Source organism: Sphingobacterium sp. UME9 (genome assembly GCF_014170215.1).
Taxonomy (GTDB): Bacteria; Bacteroidota; Bacteroidia; order Sphingobacteriales; family Sphingobacteriaceae; genus Sphingobacterium; species Sphingobacterium paramultivorum.
In genome coordinates this window covers 122,910-139,147 of sequence record NZ_LZZP01000012.1, presented here as the reverse complement: position 1 = coordinate 139,147, position 16,238 = coordinate 122,910, and the positions used below count along the sequence as shown (strand labels likewise).

Sequence of the window (16,238 nt, the reverse complement as noted above, 5' to 3'; positions counted from 1 at the left end):
AAGAGGTGATATTAAATTCTAAAATTTTGATTGAGAATAAAAACAGGCGGGTTCTGTCTATTGTCGCTCGCAAAATCGGTATACTTTAGTTTAGAAAAATCGTCCTCCTCCCCAGAGAAATGATAATAATTAAGTATCCAATGAAGCGTAACTATTGCGGGAGAAAAAGTGTTAAAATCAAGATTTTGTGTTACTCGGCTGAAGTGATCGACCTTTTGTGCTTCGATCTTAACATCTTTACAGCTTCCTGTTTCATGACAGTGGTTCTGCTGTTTTTTTGCAGACTTGGCACAAAGAGGGCAGGCCATATTATGGCTTTCCGATAATGATACACTTTTTGTTTCCCCTTGGCAAAAATGAAGATGCAGTGAGGCACCACTTGCTGCGAGCAAATAGAAAAATAAGCCAATAAATAGTGCAATTTTCTTCATCGAAGCAAAAATAAAGAAAATATGTAATTTTTTTTTGTAATATTTTGGATAAATGTTATAACTTGTAGTAACAAATGAAAAACCAAAAATTACCAGAGTTATGTATTTATTATTTATCAATCCGGTCAGCTCGTATTTGTTAGCTATCTTTTTAATTGTTGGGGCAATTCTATTGTACAAGGGATTCTATCATCTGGTTCGTCGTATACAGGAATAGTACAGTGTGTTCGATCTTTTTTCGGAGCACTTTATCGGATAACAGCATATGTAATTTAATTCCTGAAATTTACCTATTCCAGGAAGATGTTATAAGGAAGATGTTATAAGAATGGGAACATTTTTTAAATGCTCCCATTCGTTTTGTTTATCGGCTTAATAGAGGGTCACTTTTTCCCGCATTTCCAATCTCGATACGACCCGCATATTGTTCCTCAAAGTTTAGAAAACCAGCGCAGGTGAGGCGGAAATCATACCAAAAATTTTGCTTAGCCAAATCAAAATGTATCCTAATGGATTGTCCACCTTTAAGTTGCAGACTCTTTTTTTCTTTTCCATAACTGATATCCTCAAAAACAAGTTGCTGAGTTGTTTTCCCATTGTTTGTACATGAAAAAGATAAACGCCCAGTAAACGCTGATTCATTTTTACTTTTTTCATAGGTACAGCGGATCTTTAACTCTGGGTTGTTTGTGTCACCTTTAAACGCTCGATAAAATCCATTTGGGCCATAGATTTCGAGGTGGTACATTTTTTTGTCGAAGGCGTCTAGCGACCATTGGTCCGTTACACGATCTCCAGGAGAAATAGCATAATTTCTTGAGGTTCCAACTTCTCCTTTGTAGCTAGCAGCATGGTAGACTGTAAAAGGTGAGCCCGCAGCGTGTTTGCCAAAAATTTTATTTGAAGCTTCAAATGTGACCAAGTAATCCCCTTTGGATTGGTATTCGCCATGCACATAAAGTTCATAGGGAAGGATACATGAATCCCGGAGCCCTTTTTCTTGTTTTGGGAAATAGGGTGAACTGCTGGGGTCTTGCTCTATTTGTTTGATCTCCATTGCACTCAGCGCTTTGAAGCCCATGGGAAGGCCTTTGAACTTGGCTTGGTGAATCTCTTGGATAAAAGGCTCCCGTTCTAGTACAATAGGTTTGTTCATGGTTTCGCCATGGTAAGGCCTAAATGCCGAAGTTAAATCTCCACAAACTGTACGCCGCCAACTGCTGATGTTGGTTTCTTTTATATCTTTCTTGATTTTGTGGTTAATAAACTTCTCTAGGAATTGTAAACTGGAGGTATGGTCAAACACTTGCGAATTGACCCAACCGCCTCTGGTCCATGGTGAAGCAATGATCATCGGTACACGATAGCCAAGACCGATATTGCTTTCTCTTCCGCTTTCAGGATAATATTGCTCATCGCGGCGTACATATTCTAACCCAGGGTTGATTCCCGCTGATACTTTTCCGCTTTCCGTATCATCCGGATTTGGAGCAGTAAAGGGCGCAAAGTGGTCAAAATACCCATCATTCTCATCATATGTAAGTATAAAAATTGTTTTTTTCCAAACTTCTGGATTTTGGGTAAGAATGTCCATGATTTCGCTAACATACCATGCGCCAAACCAAGGGGAATCAGGATGGTCAGAAAAAAGCTGCGGTGGAGCCAGCCATGATACGGTTGGAAGTTTACCTTCCTCGACATCTTTTCGGAATTGATACAGGACATCTCCTTTAGGGATCTGTAACTCGCGCTGTTGCCCCCCTTCTTGATAATGCATTGTTTCTAATTCCATATAATCGGGTTGTGCACTGTTGTTGACAAAAGCACGGCGATGAATATCTTTTGTCCGCTCATCGAGCTTTTCAAAGTTCTCGGCTGTATATAGCTGTAATTCTTCTTGAATATGCTTGAGATTTTTCTTTAAATTTTCAAGTGCTTCGGCAGCTGTTGTTTCGCTAATTTTGCGCTCGAGATCTTCTTTTTTTAATGTCAGGAGCTGACGATAGCGTGGATGATATTTGACTTGATATTGGGGGAAGTACTCCATCGGATTACAACCAAAATTGGCGAGCCAGCTGTTTGCCTCACCACTATAGCCAGCGCTACTCGAAGAAATTTCATTTTGATAGATTTTCCAGTCTACGCCTAGTTCCGAAAGGCGTTCGGGGAAAGTTGTCCATGTTGCTTTCCCGCTAAACTCGGAGTCTCCATTCCAAACTAAGGCCTTTCCTGTAAGATTTTCCCGGATATTGGCTGTCCAAAAATAAAGCCTATTTGGATTTGTGCCGGTGATGCTCGAACAAAAGTGTTGGTCACAGATTGTGAAAGAGTCCGCGAGAGAATAGTAAAATGGAATATCTTCGCGACTATAATGTCCCATAGTCAGCGGTAGATTCGAAAATTCTTTAAATCCGGAATGTTTTACATCCAACCATTTGTTCATCTTGCCTTTATTGCGAGCATCTGTTTGATCGGTCCAGTTGTGCGGGAGACAACCCATCCAGGTGACTTTTGAATCTTTGATATCCAATCGGAAGGGAGCAAATGTTTCGCCGGATTTTTGTGTCTGAAACCAGACTTTATTCCGATTGGGTTGACGGATAGCTCTAGGATCATTGAAGCCTCTTACACCACGCAGTGTTCCAAAGGCATGATCAAATGAACGGTTTTCCTGCATTAATAAAACAACGTGTTCGGCATCATAAAACGTGCTGCCCAATGCTGGATTTATAGCCATCGCTTTCGCAATAGCGGATGGAATAACATGGGAGATAGAAGCTCCCCCAGCAAGCATAGCCGCTTTCTTTAAAAAATCTCTTCGAGTATCCATGGTTATATCAGTATTGATTTGATTGGCTGCCTATTGCTTGGTTGATCAAGGCCGCAAAGTTCTTTATCTTCGAAAAAACACATTTTCGAAAACTGTCTTAAAAATAAGAGTTCGATCCAAGAAAAAAGACTTTAGACCGAACTCTTATTAAAAAATTAACGCTTTGCTAATTTTTAGCCTGCATGTTAAGCTTTGATAGACGCGATAAATGCTGGAATCTGTGTAAGATAATCCGGTTCTTTTAGCAGTTTGACAAATGCTGTACCTATAATGGCACCCGCCGTATGCTTACTTGCTTTTTGAAAGGTAGGTTTATCAGAGATACCGAAACCAACGATCAATGGGTTTTTTAATTGAAGATCATGTATCCGCTTGAAGTAAGCAGCTGTATCGTCTCCAACATCAAGTGTTTTACCCGTCGTTGCATTGGAAGAAAGTAAATAAATAAAGCTCCTAGAAAGGCTGTCTATTTTTCTGATTCGTTCTTCAGAAGTCTGCGGAGTTACAATGAATATATTTGCAATCCCATTTTTCTCGAACGTCTCTTTGTAAAGTTCTTCGTATTCATCCATGGGTAGGTCAGGTATAATGACACCGTTCACGCCTACATTTTTACATTCTTCACAGAATCTTTCAACACCAAATTGGAGCACAGGGTTAAAGTAGCCCATCAAAAATACGGGAATGCTAACATGTTTACGGAGGTCAATCAATTGATCGAACAACTTTTTTACGGTCATGCCATTTGCCAAAGAGACTTCTGAACTGTGCTGAATGACAGGCCCATCTGCCACTGGGTCGGAATAAGGAAAACCGATTTCCAAAAAGTCCGCGCCAGCTTCTTCCAATTTCTTGGCAATACTTATTGTGCTGTCCAATGTTGGATACCCAGCTGTAAAATATATCGATAAAAGGGGAGTACCTTCTTTTTTTTCAATTGTATTCATGCCTTAAAAATCAAAGTATTTCATATAATTATCTAGATCCTTGTCACCACGTCCAGAAAGACAGACAACAACAGTCTCATCACCTTTAAAAGGTATTTTTCCCAAATAAGCGAGTGCATGAGAACTCTCAATAGCCGGTATGATACCTTCTAGTCGGGTAAGCTCAAGACCTGCATGCATCGCTTCGTCGTCAGTCACACTGACATAGTTCCCTCTACCGGATTTGAATAACCAAGCGTGTTGAGGGCCAATACCGGGGTAATCGAGTCCTGCGGATATGGAGTAAGGTTCTATGACCTGGCCATCCGCTGTTTGCATCAGTATAGATCGGCTTCCATGTAAAACGCCCTCTTTTCCTAATGCTGTTGTAGCAGCGGATTCGCCTGAATCAACACCGTGACCAGCTGCCTCTACTGCATATAATTGAACCGATTCTTCATCGAGGTAGTGATAGAACATACCTGCCGCATTGGAGCCTCCACCGACACAAGCCAATACTATATCTGGATTTTCTCTTCCTGTTTTTGTCAAGAGCTGTTTTTTCGTTTCTTCAGAAATAATAGACTGAAAGCGAGCAACCATATCGGGATAAGGGTGTGGTCCCACAACGGACCCAATGATATAATGGGTGTCGACAGGATTGTTGATCCAATCTCGCAAAGCTTCATTGGTAGCATCCTTTAGCGTTTTGGAGCCTGATGTTGCAGGAATAACTTCGGCACCCATCATTTTCATCCGTGCTACATTTGGAGCTTGACGTTGAATATCAACTTCGCCCATGTACACTGCACATTGTATACCTTTCAGCGCACAAACGGTAGCTGTGGCAACGCCATGCTGTCCTGCGCCTGTCTCCGCAATGATGCGCTTTTTACCTAAGCGTTCCGCTAATAGAATTTGGCCAATGGTATTGTTGATTTTATGCGCTCCGGTATGGTTAAGATCCTCCCGTTTTAAATAAATCGTAGTTCCATATTTTTCAGAAAGACGCTTGGCATGATATAATGGAGAAGGACGTCCGACATAATCGCTGAGCAGTTGGTTAAACTCCTCCTGAAAGCTCTCTTCTTCGATAATTTTGAGATATTCTTCACGTAGCTCTTTCACATTTGGATAGAGCATCTCAGGGATATAGGCTCCTCCAAAGGGACCATAATATCCTTTTTCATTGACTTGATATATACTCATTTTTTAATAGTATTTATACTGTGGCTTAATAGCTCAATATCTTTTAAGCCGGGTTCTACTTCAAATTTTGAATTTAAATCCAGTGCATATAGCCGTGGATCATTTCTTTCTAGCGCTGTTTTGATATTTTCGGGATCTAAACCGCCGCTGAGAAAATAGGGGGTAGTAAGTTTGTATTGGTCCAATAGGGACCAGTTAAATTGTACTCCTGTACCACCATAGGAACTACTTTTGGTATCAAATAAAAAGTAGTCCACAATTTTAGCGTAAGGATCCAGCTGTATCCAGTCAAAGTTTTGATCGATTCCGAAGGCTTTCACGAGGGTAATTGCTGATTTTTCTTTCAATTCAAGACAGAATTCTGCAGATTCATTTCCATGCAGTTGAATTGCATTTAGTTGGAATTCAGTTATTTTGTCTAGAATTTCTGAAAGGCTGGCATTGACGAAAACTCCGACCTTACTTAGGCTGTCAAGCTCCTTAATGTATGAGGAGGAACTTTGACCAACATAACGTTTGGATTGATCATAAAATATAAATCCCATATAATCGATGCCCAAGGAGGCTACAGCGGTTATATTGTCGGGATATTTCATGCCACAAACTTTTACTTTGATCGCCATTTTATTTTTTGATTAGTTTTTGGAAACTGCGCAAAGCTTTACCTCCCATTAATGAACTTTCAGCTTCATAAAAACAGTCGCCAAAAGATTTTTCGGGATTAAAGGTCTTAATTGCAAATGCGGCATTGGTCAAAACAACATTGTTCTGCACATCCGTACCCTGATTGTTCAATATAGATAAGAATGTCTGGGCGGCATCTGCTATCGTTTCACCTCCCGTCAACTCCTGAGCTGAGACTGGGGTAAAACCAAGCTCTTCCATGTTGTAGTAATTCTCTCCTTGGTTGTTGATTACCTTAAAATCACCGGTCATGGATATCTCATCGTACCCGTCCAAGGCATGAATAATGGAATATTGTTTGTTGGTATTTTGGTATAGGTAACCGTACAGTCTTGCTAATTCTAAACTAAATACACCAACAGACTGGAATCTAGGATTGGAAGGATTTGTCAATGGTCCCAGCATGTTAAAGAAAGTCTTAACACCCAATGCACGACGTATCGGAGCAACGGTTTTCATGGCAGGGTGAAACAATGGTGCATGTAGAAAACAGATATTGGCTTCATCTAGCTGGCGTTGTAGTTCAGACTTATCGTTGCTGAATTGATAGCCTAAATATTCCATGACATTGGATGAACCACAGCTCGAAGATACCCCGATATTACCGTGTTTTGCGACATGGTAACCAGCCCCAGCTGTGATAAAAGATGCTATTGTCGAGATATTGAAGGTATTTTTACCATCCCCACCTGTACCGCAAAGGTCAATTAAATCATAACCGTTAAAATCCAGCTTGAGGCATAAATCATACATCGCATCTCTAAACCCTCCAAGCTCTTCAACGCGAATACTGCGCATACCATAAGCCGTCATAAATGCCGCAATTTGGTGACTGTCATATTTGCCCATGGCAATGTTGGTTAGAATCTCGTAGGCCTCTTGCCGAGAAAATGTCTTGTATTCAAATAAATGCGCTAAAATTTCTTTCATGGTAATTTAAATAAAAAAAGGGCTTACCTTATTTAGGCAAGCCCATCATATCTTGACGTATCAATCAAATAATGCAATAGGAGTTTGCCACAACGTTATTCGTTGTGCCACCACCAAGCTTTATTTGATACAGTTGTTATCATTGTTATTTTTATTAATACAAATATGGTTGATAGAATTATAAAATGCAAGTGTTTTTATTGAAAAATTTTTAAGAAAGCATCATTGGCTTAATATTGCTCACAAATATACTGTAAAATAAAACCTGATGAGCGTGCATTTATGTAAGACTAAGCGTGATATTTAAGGATTCTAAGAGCCGGTGTCTGATAAAATAGGGGCGATGAAAACTAATAGAATACAAAATGGGCCTTATTATTACCTTTAGAGACTAATGTAAAAGAAGCAATTTTTCTATCACGAATGACTGCCGCAAATACAAAACGCTTGAGGTATTTGACAAAGTAGACTTGTTGTGGATCAATACCTTCGAGATCGATATCACTTGTTTCTTTTCTTCCTGCTTGAGCAAAGCTAAGATATTCCAGTTGGTTGATATCCTTGCTCTGTACATTTATCCTGATTTCATCGATGCTTGCCAATAGGTATTCCTGTAAATCTTCATCCAGTTTTTTTGATGTTATTAGATCTTGACTTAGCATAATATCAGTAGCTAGATTCGGATCATGTAAACGTTGAACAAACCTTTTTAAAACAACAATATATTCATTGGAAGTTTGTTGTTCCTGAGCAGACAGGCTTTGGCTGGCTATACAGCCAATAAACATAAACAACAATAGCTTTAATTTTATCTTCATATCTGTAAGACTTAGCTTCATCAAAATAGATTAAAACTAGGGAATAAAAACCTTCGGGAGCTAATCGGTGTAATCCGTATCGAGTTGTCTCCGAAAAGAGGGCGATGCCTTCAATAAAAAACGCCTTTATTCAAAGGCGTTTTTTATTTTTTAGTATTCATCTTCATTGAAGAAGAAATCGTCTTTTGTTGGATAGTCGGGCCAAATTTCTTCGATATTTTCATATGGCTCACCATCGTCCTCAAGAGATTGTAAGTTTTCAATCACCTCAACAGGTGCACCCGAACGAATAGCGTAATCGATTAATTCATCTTTTGTTGCTGGCCATGGTGCATCTTCTAGATGCGAAGCTAATTCTAATGTCCAATACATATAAAAACAATTTAAGTTCTCTATTTTCGCAAAACTATGATTTAATTTAACTTAAGCAAGTAAATCACGTGTTATTTTTGCTGTATTAATGTAAGTTATTGATTTTTAGAGCTATAATATTTTTAGATATTCTCAAAATCACTCCCCTTTTCGTTTAACGCATCAAGTCTTGGTGACACTGATTTGATTTCAGGGTTTGGATAATCATTTTCGATCAAGCCATCTCGCATGCGTACAATACGGTGTGCATGTAATGCGATATCCTCTTCATGTGTCACTAGAATAATGGTATTGCCCTTGGAGTGAATTTCTTCCAGTAGGCCCATAATTTCAATGGACGTTTTGGTGTCAAGGTTTCCTGTTGGCTCATCGGCAAGTATAATGGAAGGATCGTTGATCAATGCTCTTGCAACAGCAACGCGTTGCCGTTGTCCTCCCGAGAGTTCGTTAGGTCTATGATCCATACGATGCCCTAAGCCGACACTTTCCAACGCTGCAGTGGCTTTTTCCTCTCGTTTAACTTTATTATAGCCCGCGTAAATTAGGGGAAGTGCAACATTTTCAAGTGCTGTATTCTTTGGTAATAGGTTAAAAGTTTGAAAGACAAACCCAATTTCTTTGTTCCTTACTTCGGCGAGTTCATCGTCAGTCATGTCACTCACATTAATCCCATTGAGGATGTATTCTCCTCGGCTTGGTGTATCCAAGCAACCGAGAATGTTCATTAACGTGGATTTGCCTGATCCTGAAGGCCCCATTAAGGCAACAAATTCTCCTTTATGGATGTTGAGTGTAACGGAGCTTAAGGCATGAATTGTTTCCGCACCAATTTGGTATTCTCTAGCAATATCCTTGATTTCGATTAAGATCTTTCCTGACATATTTTTTGGAGGTTCTCTAGGTTATGAAAATACGATTTATTCTTCATAATCCAATAGGAATGCATTTTGTCATATACAACTTTTTCTAGTTCTGATGCATTATCATCGTTAAAATCTTTAGTCTCTATCGGGTTGAATACATGTATTTTAACTATTCCCGGCCGAGATCCTCTTTTCGAGCCGTCGTCGAAAAAGATATCCCAGGCATTTTCTATGATAATGGGTACTGTGGGAACGTCATTCTGTATAGCGATTCGAAAGGCTCCGGATTTAAATGCGTGAATCTGTGGAGGGAAACCATCATCGATTTTTCCTTCTGGAAAGATAACGACACTTCTGCCATTTCGGACGAGTTCATTGGCACGTTGGAAGGCCTTGAAAGAAGAGACTTTACTTCTTCTTGTGACCGGGATATCTATTGTTTTGAAAAAAATACGTGTAACCGGATTTTTAAGCAATGAAGCTTTTCCGATAAATGAAAAAGGAGCTGGGCACAAATAGGTGAGGGCTGTTATATCCAAGACCGAAGTATGATTGGGACACAATACCATGGAACGGTTCCAATCTATTTTTGATTCATAGCTCACCTTAAAAAATACACCAGCTAGGGCCGAACCACCAACTGATACCCAGCGTCGCATACGGGCGATTCTAGCATAGTTTTTTTCGGGACGCCGTGCTAAAAAATAGATATAAGGGAAAAACAGAAGAAAAACAAGTAGAACGCTGATAAAATACCAATACCGATGGAGTTTTTTGAGCAATAGGATCATACAAGTCAACTAATCTTGACCTAAAGTAAAGAAAGAAAATGGATAATTAATTATCCATTTTCTTTTTTAGTCTACTGTGAAACCATATTTCTTGTAAATATTCTTGGCTGTTGGCGAGTCCATGAATTTTAAAAAGTCATCTGCAGCCTGCGCATGGGGTGCGTTTTTAAGCTTTGCAGCAACGTAAGTTGCAGTTGTATTTTGCGCATCAGGAATGGTGATCCCTTCAACTGGATGGCCAATTAGTTTTTGGTAAACGACTTCAGAAGCCCAAACCGGAGCTGCGTCTGCCTGTCCATACAATATACGCATGGGGCTCTCCCTATGGTGGATCTTGGTCAGATAAGTGCTGCCATCTTTGACCTTATCATCCATGATTTTCTTGACGAGTTGTTCGCCCCCGGCTTTTTTATAAGATGCTTTGATCTGCTCGCCAATTCCTTCCCATTGGGGATTAGGCATGCTGATACGAACTTTGTCATTCCCCAGATCATTCAATGTTCTGATATTACCGGGATTTCCTTTTGGAATCATCAAACAGATATTGTTGTAGCAATAAACCTGTGTATGACTGAAGTAATCTGCCATCTCATTGATCGCTCGTTTGCTCGCTGTGTAAATATCGGGCTTATGCGTAATGCGTAGATTGCCTATCGTGATTGATCCGCCTTTAATCTGTTTAGCTAAAATGCCCGGCGGCAGGGTTTCAACAAAAATACGTTCGTATTGTGGGTATTCTTTTTTGAATGATGCAAGTAGATCATCGACAACCATAAATTGATTGCCCGCGAAAAAAACGGTAAGCTGCGGATTCTCGATATCACCATATAAATCTGGAATATTGTCTATCCCGGGTACCGTAAAATTTAGAGCCGATTCTGGTGGATTATTCCAGGGTGGGTCAAAACGATGTTCTTGTGCCTTAATTTCCTGGGCTCCCAATAATGCTATTGTTAGACCAAGCAGTAGAAAATTCTTCATTATACTTATGGTTTAACGATAACCCAACCTTCATTTGCTCTTAAGATTAATTCACCATTTCCGCTAGGAACATAGCCTATAAAATCAAATAGTTCTTCTTTGGCAATATGTTTCTCTTCCAACGTATTCAGGCATTGCGCTACGATAACGCCTTTCTCGACGAGGTCTTTCAAAGGTTTCTCGTATTGGCTGTTCTTTTTTAGGTAAGCTTCGGTACCACCGGAAAATGCAACCAACTCAACCTGTAAGTGTCCTTTTAACCGCGGGTCCTTCAAGACATTGTTAATATTACGGATTGCTTTTTCAATTGTTTTTGGATCATTGCTGTCCAGCTGATAGATGGCTTTATACGCTTTTTTCTTAGCAACGGCACCGCTGTATTGATGGTTATTGAGCAACAATTTATTGTCCTGTGCTTTCGCTTGAATAGTCGTTATCGCTACTAAAATGCAAGCGATTGTAAATTGTTTTTTCATATTTATTATTGATTTAATGGGGTATTTATGTTTAAAAATTAAAAGGTCCGAGTTTATGTTGTTCTATACTAACGTTATCGGCATAAGGTGGATAGGGGCTATCTTTGGGTTTTTTGCTTAGATTAGGATAGTCCAATTGCTTGTTTGTTTTTTGAGGTCTATCGAAAGAATTGATGTATGCTGCGACATCATAGGCCTCGTCGTCTTTCAATTGAGGTGCATCATAAGTTGCGCCCAAAGGCATATTAGCTTTGATAAAACGTGTGGCGGTCAGTAATCGTGCCATTCCAGCGCCGTCATTGTAGCTGTCTTTTCCCCATAAGGGTGGATATTGATATCCTTTTCCCGCTGTTTGTAGTAGCCCCTGACCATCCTTTCCATGACAACTTGTACATTTGTTCTCAAAGACCAATTGACCATGTTTCAAGTCCGCCGCACGGTTGGGAATATCCATTTTTATAAATCCTTGGCCTGCCAACCGACCTTTATTAACTGTATTTACGCTGATGTTTTTAATATAAGTGATAATGGCTCTCATTTCCTTGCTATTTTCAGGAATGGCTCGGCCGTTCATGCTTCTCTCAAAACAACCATTGATGCGCTCTTCAAGTGATTCAACCTTATTTTCTCGTCCAATATAGGTTGGAAAGACATTGGTGAGCCCGACATAAGGGGCAGCAAAAGCCTTTGTGCCTCCATTGAGATGGCAGCTGCTACAGGCAAGCTTGTTGCCGATTTTGACCTCCCCATCATAGAAATAATCGTATGTATTTTTGATTAGCTTTTCACCATAACTGGCCATTTCACCTTCGGGATTATCTTTGAATGAGATTTCCTTAAATTGCGAAACGTGCGTAATAAGCGAGTCGTTGCGCATTTCAAGAGAATCTGTTTGCTTTTTGTTTTCCTCATGTTTTAGTGGAAATACACATAAGGTCGTACATGTAATAACCAATGCTACAATGATCCAGCTGAGTGCCTTTAAATAATCTGTTAGTTTTTTATATTCCATTACGCTAATTCATTTGTACAAATCTAGCCGCCTCAAATCTGGAATTAAAACGAAGTTTGTTTATGAGATATAACATTTGGTTATAACTTGAAGTTTTGCCGCAGACAGAATTGCAAAAACTGGTTGGGCGTACCGGCAAGTCCTCCATATAAATGGGTAAAATAGAAATAACGTTCTATTGTCAATTGTGGAATATCAACAATGGTCAATAGATTATTTAAGACTTCTTTTTGCACCGTATGAATAGACAAAAAAGCAAAGCTGTTGCGACGTGCAAGGTAGCCTTTGATACTCTCTGTTGAAGGCAAGATCATTTCTATCTGTACTTCGGATAGATTAATGCTGTTATCTTTTAGTGCATTCTCAATAATTGTTCGTGTACCCGATCCCTGCTCACGTAGTACCAAAGGTAAGCGCGTGATATCGGATAGTATTGGATTTTTTAATTGAGCTAATAGTGGGTTTTGGCTATTTGTGACCAAAACTAACTCATCCTTCATAAAAGGAATGTATTTCAGCGCCCGGTTGTCGGTAGACCCCTCCGTGATACCTAAATCCAATGTTTTGTCGACAAGCTGCTCCTCAATACTGCGGCTATTGGATTGAAAAGACTGGATACGGTTGTTGGGATATTGGGATAGAAAATCGGCAAGCAGAGCAGGTAAAACATATTGGGAGATGGTTGTGCTGGCTCCTAAGACCAGATTTCCTTTTCGCCCTTCCTGCAATTCCTGTATTTCTTGGCCCGCCTGGTTATACAGATTGATAATCTGTTGGGCATATTTATAGAGAATCTGACCTGAATCAGTTAAATTAAGATTGTTGCCCTTTCTTTCGAAGAGTGGTACGCCAAGTTTCTTTTCTAGTTCTTGGATGTTTTTGCTTACGGCTGGTTGTGAGATGAAAAGGGCCGAGGCCGTTTTGGTGAAATTAAGGTGCTGAGCCGCAGTGTAAAATACAATTAAACGAAAATCAAAATCCATAAAACGATAAAGGGTTATTTCTAAAATTTAAAAATAACCCTTTATCTAATGAAAAACTAAATTATTTGCTTAGTTCCGCGTAATATTTATGAAATAAAGGAATTGTTGATATTCCCATGAGGTAATTCTCAATACCATACTTTTCATTTGGAGAGTGTAGGTTGTCACTGTCCAGACCGAAGCCTAGAAGTACAGTCTTTAAACCCAATACTTCTTCAAAAAGAGCGACGATTGGGATTGAACCACCACCACGCGTTGGGATAGGCTTAACACCAAAGGTGTCATGGAGGGCTTTTTCTGCTGCTTTGTAAGCAACACTGTCGGTCGGTGTGACGACAGGTTCACCACCATGATGAGGTTTAACTTCTACTTTCACATAATCTGGTGCAATAGATTCAAAATGTTTTTTGAAAAGCTCTGTAATACGGTGAGAGTTTTGGTTTGGTACAAGACGCATTGAAATTTTTGCATTCGCTTTTGAAGGTAATACCGTTTTGGCACCTTCACCGATATAACCACCCCATATACCATTTACTTCCAATGTTGGGCGAATACCGGTGCGTTCTAATGTCGTGAATCCTTTTTCTCCCCAGATATTCTGGATGCCCAGGTCTGTTTTGTATTCTTCAATATCAAAAGGTGCTTCATTTAATGCTTTACGTTCTTCAGCAGTCAATTCGACAACATCATCATAAAATCCAGGGATAGCGATATGATTGTTTTCGTCATGTAATGATGCAATCAGTTTTGCTAATATCGTCGCCGGATTGGCTACTGCTCCACCATATACGCCGGAGTGTAAATCTCTATTAGGCCCCGTAACTTCAACTTCAACATAAGAAAGTCCACGTAAGCCAGTTTCTAACGATGGTTGAGCCATGCTGATCATCGATGTGTCAGAAATAACAATAACATCAGCTTTCAGTCTTTCAGTATTTTCTTTAACAAATGTACCCAAATTGACTGAGCCCACTTCCTCTTCACCCTCAATCATAAATTTGATGTTGCATGCTAATGCATCATTTTTAATCATGTATTCGAAGGCTTTTACATGCATATAAAACTGACCTTTATCATCGGCAGAACCACGTGCATAAATTTTGCCATCACGGACCGTCGGTTCGAAAGGAGGGGTCTCCCACAATTCGTATGGATCAGCAGGTTGTACGTCGTAATGACCATATGTCAACACTGTAGGAAGTGCCGGATCGATAATTTTTTCTCCATAAACGATTGGATTACCAGCGGTAGGACAAACTTCTACATTGTCGGCTCCGGCTTCACGCAATTTCTGAGCAACAAATTCAGCAGTCTTTTCAACATCTCCTTTAAATTTAAGATCGGCACTTACTGATGGTAAACGCAATAAATCAAACAACTCATCCAAAAAACGTTGCTTGTTTGCTTCTACATATTCTTTAATGTTTTGCATATTGTTTGTGTTTGAAACAAATTTACACAAATCGAGACATTTAACTCAATTTGTTGTAACCTTTTCAGGAATGGCTGTGACTAATGTAAAAACTAATTCAAATAATTATGGAAAAGCAATCAGTAGGAGCCATTTTAGGAATCGGACTATTTACATGTATCACCTTGTGTGTTTATTTTATTATGCGGTATCGGAGTATGGCTGTACAGATTCCGGGTGAAAATAAGAAAAGAGAGTCACTAGATTGGCAAAAGCCTGGGATTTTGGTGCTTGGTATAGGAATAGGATTATTCATTGTGGGAATTTTGGACAACTACATGAATACTGATTTGCCAGATTCACTTGCCGTCTCAATTTTGATTATTTCTGCGGGTGTTGCAATGATAATTGCTAACCGATTGGATAAAAAAAGCGATATTTAACCCGCCAATGGATGAAATCTATATTCGAAAAGTTCTATCAGGCGATGTGGAATCCTATCGTTATTTTATAAAAACGTATAGGGATATGGCATTTTCTGTCGCTCTTTCTATTGTAAAGGAAGAGCATTTGGCAGAAGATGTCGTTCAGGATGCATTTATAAAATGCTATCAATCGCTGTCTTCCTTTAAAGGGAAATCGAAATTTAGTACCTGGTTTTACCGAATTGTTGTACATGTTGCTTTTAATGCCATTCGTCATAAGAAACTGGAGTTGGTCAATTTTGATCTATCCCACCATGACATGTCGCATGAAGATTCCGTATTGGATGAGATAATCGATCACGAAAGAAAAGAAATGATCAACGATGCACTCACTATTTTGCCCGCTCGCGAGTCTGTTGCATTACGGTTGTTCTATCTCGAAGAACAGTCGATGGATGAAATTAAAGAAATTATGGGCTGGACATTAGCGAATACAAAAGTGATCTTGCACCGGGCCCGTAAAAATATGCAGATCATTTTAAGTCAGTTAATTAAAAAAGCGGAGTATTATGGATAAGGAACAGGAAAAATTCAAAAAAGTTATGCAAATGAGTAAAATAGAAATGCCATTTGACGATTTTGAACAACGTATCATGAACGGTATCGCTGCGCTCGAGAAAGATAAAGAGAAAGCCCTGTCAAATAAAAAGTATGCGATTACATTTTTTCTTCTTGGGACTGTTTGTGGCATGATGTTCAATAATTATCTGATGGCCAAAATTCAAGTTGCAGACATAGCCCCGGATCTTAAAAATTATAGTGCGATTGGTGGCCAGTTATCTTTTGCTGTTTTGATATGCTTTTTCTGTCTTCAGTTGTGGCGTTTGATCAATATGCAACAGAAGAGGGACTATCAAGCATAGTGAAGATCTTTTGTATGAAAACATCGAATCTGAGCTTCTGTAAAAGGACCTCTTATTTTGCTCGAATGGGGAATTATGAACCAAAATCCGTTTTTTTAGAAATAAAATTAAATTTACTGTAACAAAACATTGGCTTTATCTACTAATGTTATATTGATATTAATTTACTATCC

At 39.3% G+C, this 16,238-nt stretch carries 18 protein-coding genes; 3 read left to right on the top strand and 15 right to left on the bottom strand.

Features of this window, described 5'->3' with window-relative positions; all coding sequences use genetic code 11:
• Positions 1–11: 11 nt before the first annotated feature.
• The 15 genes from A9970_RS18085 to A9970_RS18015 form a co-directional block, all read right to left on the bottom strand.
• A complete protein-coding gene (locus A9970_RS18085; protein WP_153846009.1) occupies positions 12–611 on the bottom strand; it encodes an HYC_CC_PP family protein in 600 nt (199 codons plus the stop codon).
• 184 nt (positions 612–795) lie between these two features.
• A complete protein-coding gene (locus A9970_RS18080) occupies positions 796–3,261 on the bottom strand; it encodes a phosphocholine-specific phospholipase C (RefSeq protein WP_182983282.1) in 2,466 nt (821 codons plus the stop codon).
• Between the two features lie 185 nt (positions 3,262–3,446).
• The gene (trpA, locus tag A9970_RS18075) at positions 3,447–4,208 is read right to left on the bottom strand and encodes a tryptophan synthase subunit alpha (protein WP_182983281.1); all 762 of its coding nucleotides are present in this window, start codon (positions 4,206–4,208) and stop codon (positions 3,447–3,449) included.
• Positions 4,209–4,211: 3 nt separating this feature from the next.
• On the bottom strand, positions 4,212–5,396 hold the full coding sequence (gene trpB, locus A9970_RS18070; protein ID WP_182983280.1) for a tryptophan synthase subunit beta: 1,185 nt from the start codon (positions 5,394–5,396) through the stop codon (positions 4,212–4,214).
• Entirely contained in the window at positions 5,393–6,019 is a 627-nt protein-coding gene (locus tag A9970_RS18065; protein WP_182983279.1) for a phosphoribosylanthranilate isomerase, read from the bottom strand. The genes trpB and A9970_RS18065 overlap by 4 nt, the downstream gene beginning before the upstream one ends.
• A 1-nt stretch (position 6,020) precedes the next feature.
• Positions 6,021–7,010, bottom strand: coding sequence for an anthranilate phosphoribosyltransferase (trpD, locus tag A9970_RS18060; protein WP_153846004.1), 990 nt, complete (start codon positions 7,008–7,010; stop codon positions 6,021–6,023).
• A gap of 350 nt (positions 7,011–7,360) precedes the next feature.
• Entirely contained in the window at positions 7,361–7,828 is a 468-nt protein-coding gene (locus tag A9970_RS18055) for a hypothetical protein (RefSeq protein WP_182983278.1), read from the bottom strand.
• A gap of 150 nt (positions 7,829–7,978) precedes the next feature.
• A complete protein-coding gene (locus tag A9970_RS18050) occupies positions 7,979–8,200 on the bottom strand; it encodes a DUF2795 domain-containing protein (RefSeq protein WP_028072584.1) in 222 nt (73 codons plus the stop codon).
• A gap of 122 nt (positions 8,201–8,322) precedes the next feature.
• The gene (locus A9970_RS18045) at positions 8,323–9,081 is read right to left on the bottom strand and encodes an ABC transporter ATP-binding protein (RefSeq protein ID WP_153846002.1); all 759 of its coding nucleotides are present in this window, start codon (positions 9,079–9,081) and stop codon (positions 8,323–8,325) included.
• On the bottom strand, positions 9,063–9,722 hold the full coding sequence (locus A9970_RS18040) for a 1-acyl-sn-glycerol-3-phosphate acyltransferase (protein WP_259655429.1): 660 nt from the start codon (positions 9,720–9,722) through the stop codon (positions 9,063–9,065). The genes A9970_RS18045 and A9970_RS18040 overlap by 19 nt, the downstream gene beginning before the upstream one ends.
• Positions 9,723–9,920: 198 nt before the next feature.
• Positions 9,921–10,835 (bottom strand): substrate-binding domain-containing protein, encoded by a 915-nt coding sequence (locus tag A9970_RS18035; protein ID WP_182983277.1) that lies wholly within the window; start codon positions 10,833–10,835, stop codon positions 9,921–9,923.
• A gap of 5 nt (positions 10,836–10,840) precedes the next feature.
• Complete coding sequence (locus A9970_RS18030; protein ID WP_153846000.1) at positions 10,841–11,311, bottom strand: DsrE family protein; 471 nt, start codon at positions 11,309–11,311, stop codon at positions 10,841–10,843.
• Between the two features lie 31 nt (positions 11,312–11,342).
• A complete protein-coding gene (locus A9970_RS18025) occupies positions 11,343–12,323 on the bottom strand; it encodes a c-type cytochrome (RefSeq protein ID WP_182983276.1) in 981 nt (326 codons plus the stop codon).
• A gap of 80 nt (positions 12,324–12,403) precedes the next feature.
• On the bottom strand, positions 12,404–13,306 hold the full coding sequence (locus A9970_RS18020; RefSeq protein ID WP_153845998.1) for a LysR family transcriptional regulator: 903 nt from the start codon (positions 13,304–13,306) through the stop codon (positions 12,404–12,406).
• Positions 13,307–13,367: 61 nt separating this feature from the next.
• Positions 13,368–14,738 carry a dipeptidase gene (locus A9970_RS18015; RefSeq protein WP_182983275.1) on the bottom strand — a complete coding sequence of 457 codons (1,371 nt, stop codon included), beginning with the start codon at positions 14,736–14,738 and terminating at the stop codon, positions 13,368–13,370.
• A gap of 107 nt (positions 14,739–14,845) precedes the next feature.
• On the opposite strand from A9970_RS18015, the gene A9970_RS18010 reads away from it, so the two are divergent.
• From A9970_RS18010 to A9970_RS18000, 3 genes are read left to right on the top strand one after another with little or no spacing between them, the layout of a single operon-like run.
• Complete coding sequence (locus A9970_RS18010; RefSeq protein WP_182983274.1) at positions 14,846–15,160, top strand: hypothetical protein; 315 nt, start codon at positions 14,846–14,848, stop codon at positions 15,158–15,160.
• A gap of 7 nt (positions 15,161–15,167) precedes the next feature.
• Entirely contained in the window at positions 15,168–15,719 is a 552-nt protein-coding gene (locus A9970_RS18005; protein ID WP_159730492.1) for an RNA polymerase sigma factor, read from the top strand.
• A complete protein-coding gene (locus tag A9970_RS18000) occupies positions 15,712–16,065 on the top strand; it encodes a hypothetical protein (RefSeq protein WP_153845994.1) in 354 nt (117 codons plus the stop codon). Before A9970_RS18005 ends, A9970_RS18000 begins: the two co-directional genes overlap by 8 nt.
• The last annotated feature ends 173 nt before the right edge of the window (positions 16,066–16,238 follow it).